Origin of the sequence: Microbacterium sp. M, from assembly GCF_045181065.1 — a bacterium.
In the GTDB taxonomy this organism is placed as follows: Bacteria; Actinomycetota; Actinomycetes; order Actinomycetales; family Microbacteriaceae; genus Microbacterium.
On the sequence record NZ_CP173721.1, the window covers coordinates 2,604,195 to 2,620,686 of the forward strand.

15 protein-coding genes are annotated in these 16,492 nt (G+C 67.9%); 6 read left to right on the top strand and 9 right to left on the bottom strand.

What is annotated here, in order from left to right:
- Positions 1-2: 2 nt before the first annotated feature.
- The 9 genes from ACI7YT_RS12990 to ACI7YT_RS13030 all read right to left on the bottom strand — a co-directional run bounded on the left by ACI7YT_RS12990 (position 3) and on the right by ACI7YT_RS13030 (position 10,577).
- Complete coding sequence (locus ACI7YT_RS12990; RefSeq protein WP_406245952.1) at positions 3-1,139, bottom strand: polysaccharide deacetylase family protein; 1,137 nt, start codon at positions 1,137-1,139, stop codon at positions 3-5.
- 10 nt (positions 1,140-1,149) lie between these two features.
- Positions 1,150-2,265 (bottom strand): adenosine deaminase, encoded by a 1,116-nt coding sequence (locus ACI7YT_RS12995; RefSeq protein ID WP_406245953.1) that lies wholly within the window; start codon positions 2,263-2,265, stop codon positions 1,150-1,152.
- Between the two features lie 41 nt (positions 2,266-2,306).
- On the bottom strand, positions 2,307-3,602 hold the full coding sequence (locus ACI7YT_RS13000) for a thymidine phosphorylase (protein WP_406245954.1): 1,296 nt from the start codon (positions 3,600-3,602) through the stop codon (positions 2,307-2,309).
- On the bottom strand, positions 3,599-3,997 hold the full coding sequence (locus ACI7YT_RS13005) for a cytidine deaminase (RefSeq protein ID WP_406245955.1): 399 nt from the start codon (positions 3,995-3,997) through the stop codon (positions 3,599-3,601). The genes ACI7YT_RS13000 and ACI7YT_RS13005 overlap by 4 nt, the downstream gene beginning before the upstream one ends.
- A 7-nt stretch (positions 3,998-4,004) precedes the next feature.
- Positions 4,005-5,291 carry an ABC transporter permease gene (locus tag ACI7YT_RS13010; RefSeq protein WP_406245956.1) on the bottom strand — a complete coding sequence of 429 codons (1,287 nt, stop codon included), beginning with the start codon at positions 5,289-5,291 and terminating at the stop codon, positions 4,005-4,007.
- A complete protein-coding gene (locus tag ACI7YT_RS13015; protein WP_406245957.1) occupies positions 5,288-6,604 on the bottom strand; it encodes an ABC transporter permease in 1,317 nt (438 codons plus the stop codon). Before ACI7YT_RS13015 ends, ACI7YT_RS13010 begins: the two co-directional genes overlap by 4 nt.
- Positions 6,601-8,115, bottom strand: coding sequence for an ABC transporter ATP-binding protein (locus ACI7YT_RS13020; protein ID WP_406245958.1), 1,515 nt, complete (start codon positions 8,113-8,115; stop codon positions 6,601-6,603). The genes ACI7YT_RS13015 and ACI7YT_RS13020 overlap by 4 nt, the downstream gene beginning before the upstream one ends.
- A gap of 97 nt (positions 8,116-8,212) precedes the next feature.
- A complete protein-coding gene (locus ACI7YT_RS13025; RefSeq protein ID WP_406245959.1) occupies positions 8,213-9,331 on the bottom strand; it encodes a BMP family protein in 1,119 nt (372 codons plus the stop codon).
- A gap of 130 nt (positions 9,332-9,461) precedes the next feature.
- Positions 9,462-10,577 carry a mannose-1-phosphate guanylyltransferase gene (locus tag ACI7YT_RS13030; protein ID WP_406245960.1) on the bottom strand — a complete coding sequence of 372 codons (1,116 nt, stop codon included), beginning with the start codon at positions 10,575-10,577 and terminating at the stop codon, positions 9,462-9,464.
- 147 nt (positions 10,578-10,724) lie between these two features.
- On the opposite strand from ACI7YT_RS13030, the gene sdhC reads away from it, so the two are divergent.
- Genes sdhC through ACI7YT_RS13060 form a run of 6 tightly spaced genes read left to right on the top strand, consistent with a single transcriptional unit; the run spans position 10,725 to position 16,420 of the window.
- Positions 10,725-11,159, top strand: coding sequence for a succinate dehydrogenase, cytochrome b556 subunit (sdhC, locus tag ACI7YT_RS13035; protein WP_406245961.1), 435 nt, complete (start codon positions 10,725-10,727; stop codon positions 11,157-11,159).
- Entirely contained in the window at positions 11,159-11,614 is a 456-nt protein-coding gene (locus ACI7YT_RS13040) for a succinate dehydrogenase hydrophobic membrane anchor subunit (RefSeq protein ID WP_406245962.1), read from the top strand. The genes sdhC and ACI7YT_RS13040 overlap by 1 nt, the downstream gene beginning before the upstream one ends.
- Positions 11,615-11,629: 15 nt before the next feature.
- Positions 11,630-13,435: a succinate dehydrogenase flavoprotein subunit gene (gene sdhA / locus ACI7YT_RS13045; RefSeq protein ID WP_406245963.1), complete on the top strand. Its 1,806-nt coding sequence runs from the start codon at positions 11,630-11,632 to the stop codon at positions 13,433-13,435.
- 1 nt (position 13,436) lies between these two features.
- Positions 13,437-14,204 carry a succinate dehydrogenase iron-sulfur subunit gene (locus ACI7YT_RS13050; protein WP_406245964.1) on the top strand — a complete coding sequence of 256 codons (768 nt, stop codon included), beginning with the start codon at positions 13,437-13,439 and terminating at the stop codon, positions 14,202-14,204.
- A 20-nt stretch (positions 14,205-14,224) separates the two neighbouring features.
- Positions 14,225-15,571, top strand: coding sequence for a YhjD/YihY/BrkB family envelope integrity protein (locus ACI7YT_RS13055; protein ID WP_406245965.1), 1,347 nt, complete (start codon positions 14,225-14,227; stop codon positions 15,569-15,571).
- A gap of 9 nt (positions 15,572-15,580) precedes the next feature.
- Positions 15,581-16,420: an exodeoxyribonuclease III gene (locus ACI7YT_RS13060; protein WP_406245966.1), complete on the top strand. Its 840-nt coding sequence runs from the start codon at positions 15,581-15,583 to the stop codon at positions 16,418-16,420.
- Positions 16,421-16,492 lie beyond the last annotated feature (72 nt).

Consider the following 16,492-nt stretch of genomic DNA (forward strand, 5'->3'; position numbering starts at 1 on the left):
GGTCATCCGATCCGGGACACGAGCGCGTCGAGCCCCATTCCGTAGTCGATGCGCACCACCGGCAGCGCGAGCTTGTCGGTGCCGATCCGCACGACGCCGGGTTCGATCGTGCGCGCCATCTCGTAGCCCGCGAGTGCGACGCCCTGTTTCGCGGTGTCGTTGTGGTGCCCGAAGGGGTAGGCGATGACCTCGCGCACGCCCAGGATGTCGCCGGAGGCGTTGAGGTCGGCGGCGATCTCATCGGCCGACCAGTTCTCCATCCGGCCGCGCCCGTTGTCGCCCGCCTGATGCATGTCGTGCGTGTGCGAGCGGCGCAGCACGTACACGGACGGGGGTGGATCCTGTCGGTACGCGGTCACCATGAAGGACGTCGTGAGCACCTGGTGGCGGTCGACGACGGGCACGGCGAGATCGAACCAGGTCTGGTCGGCGTCGTCGTCGGTGATGATGACCGAGCGCGCCGGCAGGAACAGCCTGCCGTCGATGAACGCGCTCAGTTCGTCCCAGGTCGGCATGTAGAACCCGGTCGTGGCGATGTGCTGCATGTGGGCGTCGAAGTCGCCGATGTAGGCGTAGTTCCCCCTCAGCCAGCCGTCCTCGCCTTCCGGCCTGGTCGTGAACTGGTGGTACATGAGGATCGGGATGCCGGCGTCCTCCGCCGCGTTCTCCTCCGGCGTCTTCCACGCTGCGAAAAGCTCCCGCTGCTGCTCTGCGCATTCGACGACCCGCGAACCGTTGATCCGCGAGGCGACGTCGAAGATCTCGGCATCCTCGACTGTGGCGTACCACCCGGCGAAGACTCTGCCGTCCTGAACCGGGATGGGCAGACCAGCGTAGAGGCCACCCTGCTGCTGCAGCATCGGCTCGAGTTCGATGCCGGCGCCGGAGAACGTCACGGCGCAGGCCAGTGGATCATCGGTGTCGGCGAGGAGTGCCTCCGAGGGAGTCAGCGGAACAGGAGCCGGTGTGGCCGCGCGGCGCGGCGGCGCGGCCTCGGCCGTCGCCTGGGGCGTCAGCACGACCGCCGCCACCGCGACGACGGCGACGAGCGCGAGGGCGCCGATCGTCAGGCCGAAGGCGAGTCGTCGGCGGCGGCGACGCCGAGAGCGCGCTGCAGCGCGAGAGGACGCGGCATCCATCGTCGGCGCGTCAGTCCCCGAAGCCTTCGGCGATCATCTCCACGAGCTCTTCGCGCTCCTCGACGGGGAGGAACGCTGCGGCCGCGGCATTGAACTGGAACGTCTCGAGGTCGTCGAGGTCGTAGCCGAAGGCATCCACGAGCAGCGACAGCTCCCGGGTGAGCGAGGTGCGGCTCATGGTGCGGTTGTCGACGTTCACGGTCACCGCGAAGCCGAGCTGATACAGCAGATCGAACGGGTGATCGGCGATCTCCGTCCCCCATGCGGCGATCGCTCCGGTCTGGAGGTTCGACGACGGCGACAGCTCGAGCGGGATCTCACGGTCGCGCACCCAGCGCGCCAGGTCGCCGAACTGCACCTGCACCTCGTCGTCCTCCCGGTTGATGACCTGCAGGTCGGAGACGATCCGGACGCCGTGCCCGAGCCGCAGCGCGCGTCCGTCCAGCAGCGCTGAACGGATCGACGCGATGCCCGCGGCTTCTCCGGCGTGCACGGTCACAGGGAAGAAGTGCTCGGCGAGGTGCTCGAATGCCGCCCTGTGGTCCGACGCGGGGAAGCCGTCCTCCGGACCGGCGAGATCGAATCCGACCACGCCACGACCACGGTGCGCCACGGCCAATTCCGCGATCTCGCGGGTCCGATCGCTCTGCCGCATGGCCGTGATCAGCTGTCCGACACGGATGCTGCGACCGGCGCGGTCCGCAGCCTCCTCACCCTCCTCGATGCCCTGCTGCACGGCCTCGACGGCCTGATCCAGCGAGAGGCCCCCGACCTGGTGCTGCTCCGGCGCCCAGCGCACCTCGCCGTAGATGACACCGTCATCGGCGAGGTCCTCGACGAACTCCCGCGCGATGCGCGTCAGTGCGCCAGTGGTCTGCATGACCGCCGTCGTGAGCTCGAACGTCTTGAGGTACTCCACGAGAGAGCCGGAATCGCACTTCTTCGCGATCCAATCGCCGAGCAGCTCGGGGTTCTGCGCCGGCACATCGACGCCGGCGTCGTCGGCCAGTTCGAGGATGGTCTCCGGGCGCACGGCGCCGTCGAGATGGTCGTGCAGCGAGACCTTGGGCAGGCTGCGCAGCGAGACGCCCTGAAGCGTGGCGTCGCCGGTCGGCTCGATCGACATGGATGACCTCTCAGCAGTGCGGGTGGGGTGCGGCTCACAGCCTACGCGGTGATGCGCTCACGGACGAGCGGTCCGATCTCGGGGGCGTCGGTGCCGATCTCCCAGGCGCCGTCGACCGCCTCGATCGCGCGCGCGAACCGCGCGTCGTCATCGGCCGAGAGCGTGAACAGCGGCTGACCAGCCACCACGCGATCGCCCGGCTTGGCATGCAGGTCGATGCCGGCGGCATGGATCACGGGATCCTCCGCTCTGGCGCGGCCTGCGCCGAGACGCCACGCGGCGATGCCGAACGGCAGCGCCTCCATGCGCGTCACGATGCCATCGCTCGGGGCGGTGACGACGTGCGTCTCGCGTGCCGTCGGAAGCGGGGCATCCGGATCACCGTCCTGCGCGCGGATCATCGCCTTCCAGCTGTCCATCGCACGGCCGTCGTCGAGGGCGGCTTCGATGTCGGCATCCGGGATGCCGGCGAGATCGAGCATCTCGCGCGCCAGCGCCACCGTGAGCTCGCGGATGTCGGCCGGGCCGCCGCCTGCGAGAACCTCGACGGATTCGCGGACCTCGTTGGCGTTGCCGATCGCGAAGCCGAGCGGCACGTTCATGTCCGTCAGCAGCGCGGTCGTCGCGACGCCCGAATCGGTGCCGAGCGCGACCATGGTCCGCGCCAGCTCCCTGGCGCGATCGATGTCCTGCATGAACGCACCGGAGCCGAACTTCACGTCCAGCACGAGTGCATCGGTGCCCTCCGCGATCTTCTTCGACATGATGCTGGACGCGATCAGCGGAATCGCCTCCACCGTGCCGGTGACGTCGCGCAGCGCATACAGCTTCTTGTCCGCCGGTGCGAGGCCCGAACCGGCGGCGCAGATCACGGCGCCGACATCCGACTGCATCTGCGCGAACATCTCGTCGTTGCTCAACGCCGCGCGCCACCCGGGGATCGACTCGAGCTTGTCGAGCGTGCCGCCGGTGTGGCCGAGTCCTCGACCCGACAACTGCGGCACGGCGACGCCGAACGCCGAGACCAGCGGTGCGAGCGGCAGCGTGATCTTGTCGCCGACGCCGCCCGTGGAGTGCTTGTCGACCGTGCGCTTGCCGAGGGCCGCGAAGCTCATCCGCTCCCCCGAAGCGATCATCGCGTCGGTGAGGATGCGGATCTCGTCACGCTCCATGCCGCGCTGGAACACGGCCATCGCGAACGACGCCATCTGCGCGTCGGAGACGTAGCCGCGGGTGTACGCGTCGACCATCCAGCGCAGCGCCGGCTCCGGGACGACCCCGCCGTCGCGCTTGGCACGGATGACGTCGACGGCGTCGAACGCTTCGACGGCGCTCATCGGGCGTCCTCCAGATCGCGCGGACCGAACGCATCGGGGAGCACCTCGTCGATCGTCCGGATCCCCGAGACGGTCTCCAGCAGCATCCCCGTCGTGGCGTGCTCGAACAGCAGCTGGCGGCAGCGGCCGCACGGCATGATCGTCTGCCCCTCGCCGTTCACGCACACGAAGGCGACGAGTCGCCCACCGCCGGACATGTGCAAGTCGCCGACCAGGGCGCACTCCGCGCACAGCCCGACGCCGTACGAGGCGTTCTCGACGTTGCAGCCGGCGATGATCCGGCCGTCGTCGACGAGCGCTGCGGCGCCCACCCTGTATCGCGAGTAGGGCGCGTACGCCTTCGTCATCGCCTCGGTGGCGACCGAGCGCAGCTCGTCCCAGTCGATATCGGTCATCTCGTCCTCAGTTCTTGATGTACGGCTTGCCGCTGGCGGCAGGTGCGCGGATCTGTCCGGCGAATCCGGCCACCGCGAGCAGCGTGACCAGGTACGGCAGCATCAGCATGAATTCGCCGGGGATGGGCGTCTTCAGAATGGTCAGGAGGTTCTGCAGGTTGGTGACGAAGCCGAACAGCAGCGCGGCCAGCGTCGCGCGGATCGGATCCCACCGGCCGAAGATCACGGCTGCGAGGGCGATGAAGCCGAGGCCGGCCGTCATCTCCTTGCCGAACTGCGGCACCGAGACGAGCGTGAAGTACGCTCCTCCGATGCCGGCGATCGCGCCGGCGAGCAGCACGTTCCAGAACCGGGTCGGGTTCACCCGGATGCCCACGGTGTCGGCGGCCTTGGGGTGCTCGCCGACCGCGCGCAGACGCAGGCCCCAGCGGGTGCGGTACAGGCCCCACGCGACGATCGCGACAGTCACGAACATCAGATACACGATCACCGTCTGGTTGAACAGCACGGGACCGATGATCGGGATGTCGCCCAGGATCGGGATCTTGATCCGTGAGAAGCGCGCCGCGGTGTTGAGCTCGGCCTCGTTCGGCGCCAGCAGCGCGCCGTACAGGAACCCGGTCAGGCCCGTGACGAGCACGTTCAGCACGACACCGACGATGACCTGCTCGACGAGGTACTTGATCGCGAAGACGGCGAGCACGCTCGCGACGAGCACGCCGCCGATCATCGCGCCGATGAGTCCGACGAACGGGTTGCCGGTGATGCTCGACAGCAGTGCGGCGGAGAAGGCTCCGAGCAGCAGCTGCCCCTCGATCGCGACGTTGACGACACCGGCGCGTTCGCCGATGACGCCGCCGAGTGCGCCGAACACCAGCGGCACCGACAGCGAGACCGCTCCGACGAGCAGGCTCGTGACGGGCACGAGACCGCCGGCAGCGGCCCACACGAGGAACGCGAACACGGCCACCACGCCGAAGACGGAGATGAGCCACAGCGGCACGCTCCGGTAGTTCCACGCCTGCACGGCGGCGAAGGCGACCATCAGCACGAGCAGGACGATCAGCACCCAGGATGTGACAGTGGTCGGCAGCGGGACGTCGGGCATGTCGACGACCGAGGATCGATCGCCCAGGCGGAAGGTGCTCGTCCCTGTTCGGGGCACGAGCAGGAACAGCAGGGCGAGGAGCACGGTCGCGACGGCCAGCACGATCGGAGTCTTCCAATGCCGCTCGCGCACGGTGGCGAGCTGCACGGTGCCGTCGGCGGCCTGGGTCTGCACGGAGGAGCTCATGCGGCCACCGCCTTCTTCGCGGCCTTGGCTCTCGCCTTGGCGGCCTTCTCGGCATCCGTCTTGGGCAGGAAGAAGACCGTTCGCAGCAGCGGAGGAGCCGCGATGAACAGCACGACGAGCGACTGCACGACGAGCACGATGTCGACAGGGATGTCCTGCGCCTGCATCGAGAACGATCCGGCCTTGAGCGCACCGAACAGGATGCCGGCGGCGAACGTGCCCCATGCCCGACTGCGGCCGAGCAGCGCGACCGTGATCGCGTCGAAGCCGATGCCCGCGTCGATCGTCTCGGTGATGCCGGTGGTGACGGATCCCTGCAGCTGGTTCATGCCTGCGAGACCGGCGAGACCGCCGGCGAACAGCATCGCGTAGACGTAGATGCGCTGCACGTTGATGCCGGCGGCCCGTGCGGCATGCGGGTTCTCGCCGACCGCGCGCATGCGCATGCCGAGCGAGGAGCGCTCGATGAGCCACCAGACGAACAGGGTCACCAGAATGACGATCACGAAGCCGAGGTCCAGCAGCGGGAACTGCGCTCCGAACAGCGGCGGGAACTGCGCGTTCTGCGGCGTCGGCGAACCGAGGGCCTGATTCGTCCCCGGTTTCTGGAGGAGCCCCGGCGTGCGGATCATCCACAGCAGCAGGTAGTACGCGATGTAGTTGAGCATGATCGTCAGGATCACCTCGTGCGCGCCCGTACGAGCCTTGATGAGGCCTGCGATGCCGCCCCACAGCGCGCCGCCCGCGATGCCGACGATCAGCATCGCCGGGATGTGCAGCCAGATCGGCAGATCCAGCTGGAACGTCAGGAGCCCGGCCAGCGCGACGCCGAAGAGCATCTGACCGCGGGCGCCGATGTTGAACAGGCCGACCCGGAACGCCAGCGCGACGCCGAGTCCCGCGGCGATCAGCGGAGCGGCGAACCCGAGCGTATTGGTCAGCGGCTTGATCTGCGCGGCGAAGCCGTTGCCCCGCGCGTTGAAGATCGCACCGCGCACGAGCGCCTCGTAGCCGTCGTACACCGACCCCCAGACGGCGACGAGCATGTCACCTGGTCGGGCGAAGAAATACACGGACGTCTCCTGGACGTCCTTGTTCGTCAGGGCGATCAGGATGCCGCCGACGATCAGCGCGAGCACGATCGCGAGGATCGTCGTCACGGCGTTGCTGCGCAGCATCTCCTTGATGATGACGTTGCCGCGGGGAGGGTCGAGCTCGGCCCTCTCGCTGCCGGGGATGCCGGAGCTCGGCGGCAGCTGCTCGGGCGGAAGCCCCTTGGTCGCGTCTCCCGCACCGGGTGTCGATCCGCTCATGCGGTCACCTCCGCATCCGCCACACCGGCCATCATGAGTCCCAACTTCTCGCGCGGCGTGTCACCGGGGACGATCCCGATGATCGCACCGCGGTACATCACGGCGATCCGGTCGGCGAGAGCCGCGACCTCGTCGAGTTCGGTCGACACGACGACCACGGGCACGCCCGAGTCGCGTGTCTCGATGATCCGCTTGTGGATGAATTCGATCGATCCGACGTCCACCCCTCGTGTCGGCTGCGCCGCCACCAGCAGCCGCAGCTCGCGGCTCATCTCGCGGGCGATGACGACCTTCTGCTGGTTGCCGCCGGAGAGCGTTCCGGCGAGGGTCTGCGGACCCTGGGCCCGGATGTCGTACTCGGCGATGCGCGCGTGGGCGAACTCCTCGAGGGCTGCGCGCTTGAGCGTTCCCGCACTGCTGAACGCCGGGTCGTCCGAGCGGTCCAGGATGAGGTTCTCCGCGACGGTGAAGTTCGCGACCAGTCCGTCCTCGGTGCGGTCCTCCGGGACGAATCCGACCCCGGCGTCGAGAATCGCGCGGACGCTCCTGCCGACGAGCTCCGCCCCGTCGAGGGAGATCGAGCCCTCGACGCGCGCGGCCAGTCCGACCAGCGCCTCGACGAGTTCGGTCTGCCCGTTGCCCTGCACACCGGCGATCGCCAGCACTTCGCCTGGCCGGACCGCGAAGTCGACGCCGTCGACCACGATCGCACCGGTCGGTGTCAGCACGCGAAGGCCTCGCACCTCCAGACCGCCTTCGCCGAGCTTCGGCGGTTCCTTCTGCACGGTGAGCTCGACGGCTCGGCCGACCATCAGCGTGGCCAGCTCGGCGTTCGTCGCGGTCGGGGAGGCCTCGCCGACGATCTTCCCCAGGCGCACGATCGTGATGGTGTCCGCCACTTCGCGGACCTCGCGCAGCTTGTGCGTGATGAAGACGATCGCAGTGCCCTCATCGCGCAGCTGGCGCATGATGCCCATGAGCTCGTCGGTCTCCTGCGGAGTCAGCACGGCCGTCGGTTCGTCGAACACCAGCACCTGCGCATCCCGGGAGAGCGCCTTGATGATCTCGACCCGCTGCTGCACGCCGACCGGAAGATCCCCGACGACGGCGTCGGGGTCGATGTCGAAACCGAAGCGCTCGGCGACCGCGCGCACGTGGGCACGTGCCGCGGCGATGTCGAGCACGCCGACTCCCTTGGTCTGCTCGTGCCCGAGCATGACGTTCTCGGCGACGGTGAAGACCGGGACGAGCATGAAGTGCTGGTGCACCATGCCGATGCCGGCCGCCATCGCGTCGCCGGGTCCGCGGAAGTGCTGCACGACGTCGTCGAGGAGGATGTCGCCCTCGTCGGCCTGATACAGGCCGTACAGCACGTTCATCAGCGTGGACTTGCCCGCGCCGTTCTCACCCAGCAGCGCGTGGATCTGCCCCGGCTCGACCACCAGATCGATGTGGTCGTTCGCCACAAGGCTGCCGAATCGCTTGGTGATGCCGCGAAGTTCGAGCTTCATATCTGCACCTTATCCAGAAGATTTCCAGAAGTGTCCGTTCACGGCGCGGGGCGAGCGGTCACCTGCGACCACTCGCCCCGCCCCGTACTCACTCAGCTCACGGAGAGTTCTCGGACTCCACCGTGATGTCACCGGAGATGATCTGCTCCTGCAGCGTCGCGAGCTCGTCCGTCAGCCCTTCAGGCAGCTCGGCCTCGAAGTCGCCGAAGCCGGAGAGCTTCACGCCCTCGTTCTCGAGCGTGCCGACGTACGGCGCTGCGTCGAACTCGCCCTCGGCGGCCGCGATCGTCGCGTCCTGGACCGCGACGTCGATCGCCTTCATGATCGAGACGAGGGTCAGATCCGCCACGCTCGAGTCGGCGACGGCCAGGTCGCTGTCGACGCCGATGAGCAGCGTGTCCTTGCCGCTGTCGCGGATGGCGGCGGCCGCGCTCTGGTAGACCGGGCCACCGACCGGGAGGATCACGTCGACACCCTGGTCGAGCACGCCCTGCGCGGTCTGCTTGGCGGTGTCGTTCGCGTCGAATCCGCCCGTGAACGAACCCTTCTGCGTCGCGGCATCCCAGCCGAACACCTCGACGGCACCGGACTTGTCCTCGTTGTACTTCTCGACGCCGAGCTGGAATCCGTCCATGAACACGGCCACCGACGGGATCTGCATTCCGCCGAACGTGCCGACCTTGTTCACGCCGCTCTGCGCCGACCACGCGGCGGATGCGTAGCCGCCGAGGTACGCGGCCTGAGCCGTGTCGAAGACGAGCGGCTTGATGTTCGGAGCATCCGTCTCGCCGTCGAAGTCGTTGTCGGCCCAGTCGTCGATGATCGCGTAGTTGATCTCGGGGTTCGCGAGTGCGGACTCGACCGTCGCCGCCGACAGCTTGAAGCCGACCGAGACGATGAACGAGCAGCCCTCCGAGACCGCGGTCTCGAGGTTCGGCGCGTAATCGTTGTCGTTGGCCGACTCGAACTCGAGCGGCTCGATGCCGAGCTCTTCGGCCGCGGCATCCATACCCTCCTTCGCGGACTGGTTGAACGACTTGTCGTTCCAGCCGCCGGCGTCGGAGATCAGGCAGGGAAGGAAGTCGGAGTCGACCGGACCCGCGCCTGCGCCTTCGCCCTCGGTCTCCTCTGGCGCCGCTCCACAACCTGCAAGCGACAGGGCGACGCCGGTCGCCACGAGCGCGGCGAGTGCGCGCTTTCGAGTGGAAATGGTCACGTAAGCCTCCACGACTACTGGCCCGCGCCGATCGCAGGGCCCCGAGGCTAAATTACCCAGTGTTACGCCGCACTGGAGCACCGGCGCGGTTAATGGTTACAAACTCGAAACAGAGCCGACCTCCGCCGGCTCAGAGGACGTCGCCGCGTCCGGTGAGCTTGAGCGACTCGACGACGCCCTTCACGCGCTGCGCGTGTTCGATTGTCGTCACCAGCAGAGCGTCAGGGGTGTCCACCACGACGATGTCCTGCACGCCGACGAGACTGATCACGCGCGAGGTCTGACTGACGAGGATTCCGGTCGCGGCATCGGACAGCACCCGTGCCTTCGGGCCGAGCACCGCGAGGTCGTTCTTGCGGCCGTTGGAGATGAGCTTGGTGAGCGAGGCGAAGTCGCCCACGTCGTCCCAGTCGAAGTGCCCGGGGATCACGGCGAGACGTCCCTTCTCGGCGGCCGGCTCCGCGACGGCGTAGTCGATGGCGATCTTCTTCAGACCGGGCCAGATGCGATCGACGGCCGGACCTCGGAGTTCGCGGTCGTCCCAGGCCGCTGCGAGTTCGAGCAGTCCGGCGTGCAGCTCGGGTTCGTTCGCGGCCAGCTCGTCGAGCAGGACGCTCGCCTTGGCGATGAACATGCCCGCGTTCCAGAGGAAGGAGCGATCCGCGTAGTACTCCTTCGCGGTCTCCAGGTCCGGCTTCTCGACGAATCGCTCGACGGTCGCGGCCTCCGGCGCGCCGTCGACGATGAGCTCATCCCCCTTGCGGATGTATCCGAAGCCGACCGACGGCTCCGACGGCTGGATGCCGATGGTGCAGATGTATCCGGCCCGAGCGACTTCGACGGCCTGCAGGACGGCGAACTCGAAGGTGCGCGTGCCGCGGATGACGTGGTCGGCCGCGAAGGAGCCGATGATCACGTCGGGGTCGCGCCGGTGCAGGATCGCGGCCGCCAGCCCGATCGCAGCGGCCGACTCGCGCGGCTCGGACTCCAGGAACACGTTGATGTCCGGGATTCCCGGCAGCTCCCCCTCGACGGCCGCCCTGTGGGCGCGTCCTGTGACGACCGCGATGCGATCCGCACCGGCGAGCGGCTCGAGCCGATCCCAGGTGTCGCGCAGCAACGAGTTGCCCGATCCGGTCAGGTCATGCAGGAACTTCGGGGCGTCGGCCCGGGAAAGGGGCCACAGACGGCTCCCGATGCCACCGGCCGGAATCACCGCGTAGAAGTCCTCGATCGGCTCCGTCATGCCCTCACCCTATCGCGGCGAGAAATCTCGACATCGAGATACTTAGGTTCGCCTTCCTCGCTCGGCGCGATCGAACGGGAATAGGATGGTGAGCGTTCGGGCGTGCCTGTGCGCGCTGCCGATACAGATCGATCAGGGAGGACGACCGTGTCCGCAAGCACTCGCTTGACACCGTCGATTTCGGAGACGACATCCAAGACCCCGCGCGGCACGCTCTATCGAGGCCGTGAAGGAATGTGGTCATGGGTGCTTCACCGCATCACGGGCGTCGCCATCTTCTTCTTCCTCCTGGTGCATGTGCTGGATACAGCACTCATCCGGGTGTCGCCGGAGGCGTACAACGCCGTGATCGGCACGTACAAGAACCCGATCATGGCCCTCGGCGAGGTCGTCCTCGTCGCCGGCATCGTGTTCCACGCGCTCAACGGCCTGCGCATCATCCTGGTCGACCTCTGGTCCAACGGCGCGCGCTACCAGCGACAGATGTTCTGGATCGTGATCGGTCTGTGGGCCGTGCTGATGGCCGGCTTCGTGCCGCGCCACCTCGCACTCGCGTTCGCCGGCTTCGGAGGGGGACACTGATGACCGCTCAGACCGCGTTCGCCGCATCCGGACGCCGCACCCGCCGCTTCAACCTCGAGAAGTGGGGCTGGATGTTCATGCGGATCTCCGGCGTCCTGCTGGTGATCCTCATCTTCGGCCACCTGTTCGTGAACCTCATGCTCGGTGAGGGAATCCACGCACTGGACTTCGCCTTCATCGCCGGAAAGTTCGCCGACCCGTGGTGGCAGTGGTGGGACGTCATCATGCTGTGGCTCGCCCTGATCCACGGCTCCAACGGCATGCGCACTATCGTCAACGACTACGTCACCCACCCGACCGCCCGCAAGGCGCTGGTCTGGGCGCTGGGACTGGCCGCCGGCCTGCTGATCGTCCTGGGCACGCTCGTCGTGTTCACGTTCGACCCGTGCCTGGGCGTCACAGAGTCCAGCACCCTGTGGGACATGTGCGTGGCCAACGGTTCAGTCGGGAACTGAGAAGAGAGTTAGAGAGTGACCACGCAGACTCACGATTCCGTCGTCCGCGACGGCGTGCACTACCACCAGTTCGATGTCGTCATCGTCGGCGCCGGAGGCGCCGGCATGCGCGCGGCCATCGAGGCGGGCCCCGGCGCGAAGACCGCCGTCATCTCGAAGCTGTATCCGACGCGTTCGCACACCGGGGCCGCCCAGGGCGGCATGGCCGCGGCTCTCGCGAACGTCGAAGAGGACAACTGGGAGTGGCACACGTTCGACACGGTCAAGGGCGGCGACTACCTCGTCGACCAGGATGCCGCGGAGATCCTCGCCAAGGAGGCCATCGACGCCGTCATCGACCTCGAGAACATGGGTCTGCCGTTCAACCGCACCCCAGAGGGCAAGATCGACCAGCGCCGCTTCGGCGGGCACACCGCCGAGCACGGCAAGACGCCGGTGCGCCGCGCCTGCTACGCCGCCGACCGCACGGGTCACATGATCCTGCAGACGCTGTTCCAGAACTGCGTCAAGCTCGGCATCAACTTCTTCAACGAGTTCTACGTCCTCGACCTCATCACGGTGAACGATGAGGCCGGCGGAACCCAGGTCGCCGGCGTCGTGGCGTACGACCTCGCCACGGGTGAGCTGCACGTGTTCCAGTCGAAGGCCGTGATCTTCGCGACCGGCGGCTTCGGCAAGATCTTCAAGACCACCTCGAACGCGCACACGCTCACGGGCGACGGCGTCGGCATCATCTGGCGCAAGAACCTGCCGCTGGAGGACATGGAGTTCTTCCAGTTCCACCCCACCGGCCTGGCCGGTCTCGGCATCCTGCTCACCGAGGGTGCCCGCGGTGAGGGTGCGATCCTGCGCAACGCCTCCGGAGAGCGCTTCATGGAGCGCTACGCTCCCACCATCAAGGACCTCGCACCGCGCGACATCGTCGCCCGCTCCATGGTCCAGGAGGTCCTGGACGGACGCGGCGCCGGCCCGAACAAGGACTACGTGCTGCTGGACTGCACGCACCTGGGCGCGGAGATCCTCGAGACCAAGCTCCCCGACATCACCGAGTTCGCCCGCACCTACCTGGGCATCGACCCTGTGGTCGAGCCCGTGCCCGTGATGCCGACGGCGCATTACGCGATGGGCGGCATCCCGACCAACAACGACGCACAGGTGCTCAGCGACAACACGACCGTCGTCCCCGGCCTCTACGCCGCCGGCGAATGCGCCTGCGTCTCCGTGCACGGCTCGAACCGACTCGGCACGAACTCGCTGCTCGACATCAACGTGTTCGGCAAGCGCGCCGGCCGCAACGCCGTCGAGTACGCCAGGACGGCCGAGTTCGTACCGCTGCCCGAGAACCCGGCCGCGTTCGTGTCCGGCATGATCGAGGGTCTGCGGAACAATCAGGGCACCGAGCGCATCGCCGTGCTGCGCAAGACGCTGCAGGACGAGATGGACAAGGGCGCACAGGTCTTCCGCACGCACGACTCCCTCGAGCACGTCCTCGGCGTGATCGCCGAGCTGCGCGAGCGCTACCGCAACGTGCACGTCGATGACAAGGGCCGCCGTTTCAACACCGATCTGCTCGAAGCCGTCGAGCTCGGCTTCCTGCTCGACCTCGCCGAGGTCGTCGTGTACGCCGCCCAGCACCGGGAGGAGAGCCGCGGCGGACACATGCGCGACGACTTCCCCAAGCGCGACGACGAGAACTGGATGAAGCACACCATGGCGTATCTCACCGGCGATCCGCATTCGTCGACGCCCGCCGATCACATCAGACTCGACTCGAAGCCGGTCGTCCAGACCCGCTACCAGCCGATGGAGAGGAAGTACTGAGATGTCCACCGCCGTCGCAGAGGCGCCTGCCGCCGAATCAGCGGACTCGGAAGTCCAGTCCTTCCTGGTCACGTTCATCATCCGTCGCTTCGACCCGGAGAATGACGCAGAGCCGCACTGGGTCGACTACGACGTGGAGCTGTACTCCACCGACCGCGTCCTCGATGCGCTGCACAAGATCAAGTGGGAGGTCGACGGCTCGCTGAGCTTCCGCCGGTCCTGCGCCCACGGCATCTGCGGATCCGACGCCATGCGCATCAACGGCCGCAACCGCCTGGCCTGCAAGACGCTGATCAAGGACCTGGACATCTCCAAGCCGATCTACGTCGAGGCCATCAAGGGCCTTCCGCTCGAGAAGGACCTCATCGTCGACATGGAGCCGTTCTTCGCCTCGTACCGCGAAGTGCAGCCGTTCCTCGTCGCCAGCTCGACCCCGGAGAAGGGCAAGGAGCGCACGCAGTCCATCGCCGACCGCGCCATCTTCGATGACACCACCAAGTGCATCCTGTGCGCCGCGTGCACGTCCTCGTGCCCGGTGTTCTGGACCGACGGGCAGTACTTCGGCCCGGCCGCGATCGTGAACGCGCACCGCTTCATCTTCGACTCGCGCGACGACAACGCGGGCGTCCGCCTCGACATCCTCAACGACAAGGAGGGCGTGTGGCGCTGCCGCACGACCTTCAACTGCTCCGAGGCGTGCCCCCGCGGCATCGAGGTGACCAAGGCGATCGCCGAGGTCAAGCAGGCGGTCCTGCGCGGCCGTCCGTGACCCTTCGCTAACCTGACAGGGTGAGCCGCCTCGAGAGCACGCCGACGCCGTCGGGCGACGCGCGCGCTCAGCGGGGAGCCGCCGACGTCGCAGCCCGCGAGGAGGAGCATCTCCGTGCGCGCTGGGAGCAGACGCAGGACAACCTGCGCGAGCGCTTCGAGGAGCCCCTCTCCCGCGCCACCGCGCTCACGCAGCGCACGCTCGAGTGGTTCCCGGTCCGCGTATGGCGGCACTTCCTCCAGCACGAGGGCTTCCTCCTCGCGGCCGGCGTCAGTTATCAGGCGCTGTTCGCCGCCTTCGCCGCCGTCTACGTCGCGTTCGCCATCGCCGGGCTCTGGCTGGGCGGCAGCACCGAGGCCATCGACGGCCTGATCAGCGTCATCAACAACTACGTGCCGGGGCTCATCGTCGAGGGCGGCGTGATCACTCCTGAACAGGTGCAGGACATCGTGACGACGAGCACGGGGACCACCCTCACCGTCACAGGCGCGATTGCCCTCGGAACGCTGGTCTGGACGGCCGTCGGGGCGATCTCGTTCGCCCGTCGTGCCGTGCGCGGAGTGTTCGGCATTCCGCCGGATCGGCGGAACTACTTCATTCTCAAGGGTTTGGATTTCGTCGCGGCGATCGTGTTCGGTGCGGGACTCGTGGTCGGCACCGTCTTGGGCACGCTCGGAACCTGGGCGTTGGAGGTCGGATTCCGGCTGATCGGGCTGGGCGAGGCGACGGCGATCTCGTCGCTCACGGTCCGCCTGGTCACCATCGCCATCCTGTACGTCGTCAACATCGTGCTGCTGGCGGGACTGTTCCGCTTCCTCACCGGCACTCAGCTCACCTGGCGACGCATCATGCCGGGCGCGTTCCTCGGCGCGGCTGCGGCTACCGTCCTGCAGCTCGGTTTCGGCCTTTTCCTCGGCTACACGCCCTCGAATCCGTTGCTGGCGACGTTCGCGGTGTTCATCGTGCTCCTGCTGTGGTTCCGCCTTCTCGGGATCGTGCTCCTGGTCGCGGCATCCTGGATCGCCGTCGGCGCCCAGGACCACCACATCGCGCTGCTGCCGGAGTCGGAGGCCGAGCGATTGGCGGCCGAGCACAGGGCCCTGCTGATCGCCGCCCAGGTGCGACTTCGCACGGCGCAGGAGGCACGCGCCGCCGCTCCCTGGTATCGGATCTGGGCGGCGGACCGTGCAGTCCGCGAGGCGCAGGACGAGCTGGAGCAGGTCGAGGCCGCCGCTCCTCCCCCGCCGCAGCGGCGATCGCGTGCGTCCGCGACCGGATCCGTCGTCGAGGATCGGCCCAGCGGCTCCGCCGCTGCGGGCGACCGCGCTGAGGCGTCGGTCGAGAAGGATGTCCGACGCCGCCGATAGGCTGACGACATGCCTCACCTGCGTATCGCCACCGTCAATGTCAACGGAATCAGGGCGGCCGCCCGCAACGGAATGAGCACCTGGCTGGATGCCGCGGACATCGACATCCTGACCCTGCAGGAGGTCCGCGGTCAGGACGAGCATCTCGAGGCCGCGCTGCCGGGCTGGTCGATCATCCACGACGAAGCGACGGCCAAGGGTCGCGCCGGTGTCGCGATCGCGAGCCGCACCCCCGCCCTGGCCACCCGCACCGCCTTCGGCCCAGACGATTTCGACTCGAAGGGGCGGTGGATCGAGGGCGATTTCCTGCTCGGCGACCAGCCGCTGACCGTCGTGAGCGCCTACGTGCACTCCGGCGAGACCGACACGCCCAAGCAGGACGAGAAATGGCGCTTCCTGGATGCCTTCGGCACTCGTCTGGGCGAGTTGGGCGCTGACGGCACGCTCGCTCTCGTCACCGGCGACCTCAACGTCGGGCACCGGGAGCTCGACATCAAGAACTGGCGCGGCAATCGCAAGAAGGCCGGGTTCCTGCCGCGCGAACGAGCGTACTTCGACCGGTTCCTCGGCGAAGCCGGCGCGGAGCTGGCGGCCGCCGACGGCACGACTGTCACCGGCATGGGATGGATCGATGTCGGTCGCCGCTTCCACGGCGAGGTCGACGGCCCCTACACCTGGTGGTCGATGCGCGGCAAGGCGTTCGACAACGACTCCGGTTGGCGGATCGACTACCACCTGGCGAGCCCTGCCCTGGCGGAGCGCGTCGAGTCCTACCACGTGGCGCGCGCGGCATCCTATGACCAGCGCTGGAGCGACCACGCGCCCGTCGTGGTGGACTACCGCTACTGACGCGCCTTCTCGGGTTTTCCCGAGACGACGGGCGGGTTCTCCCTGTGTCCGACGGGGGCGCCGGCAACCAGA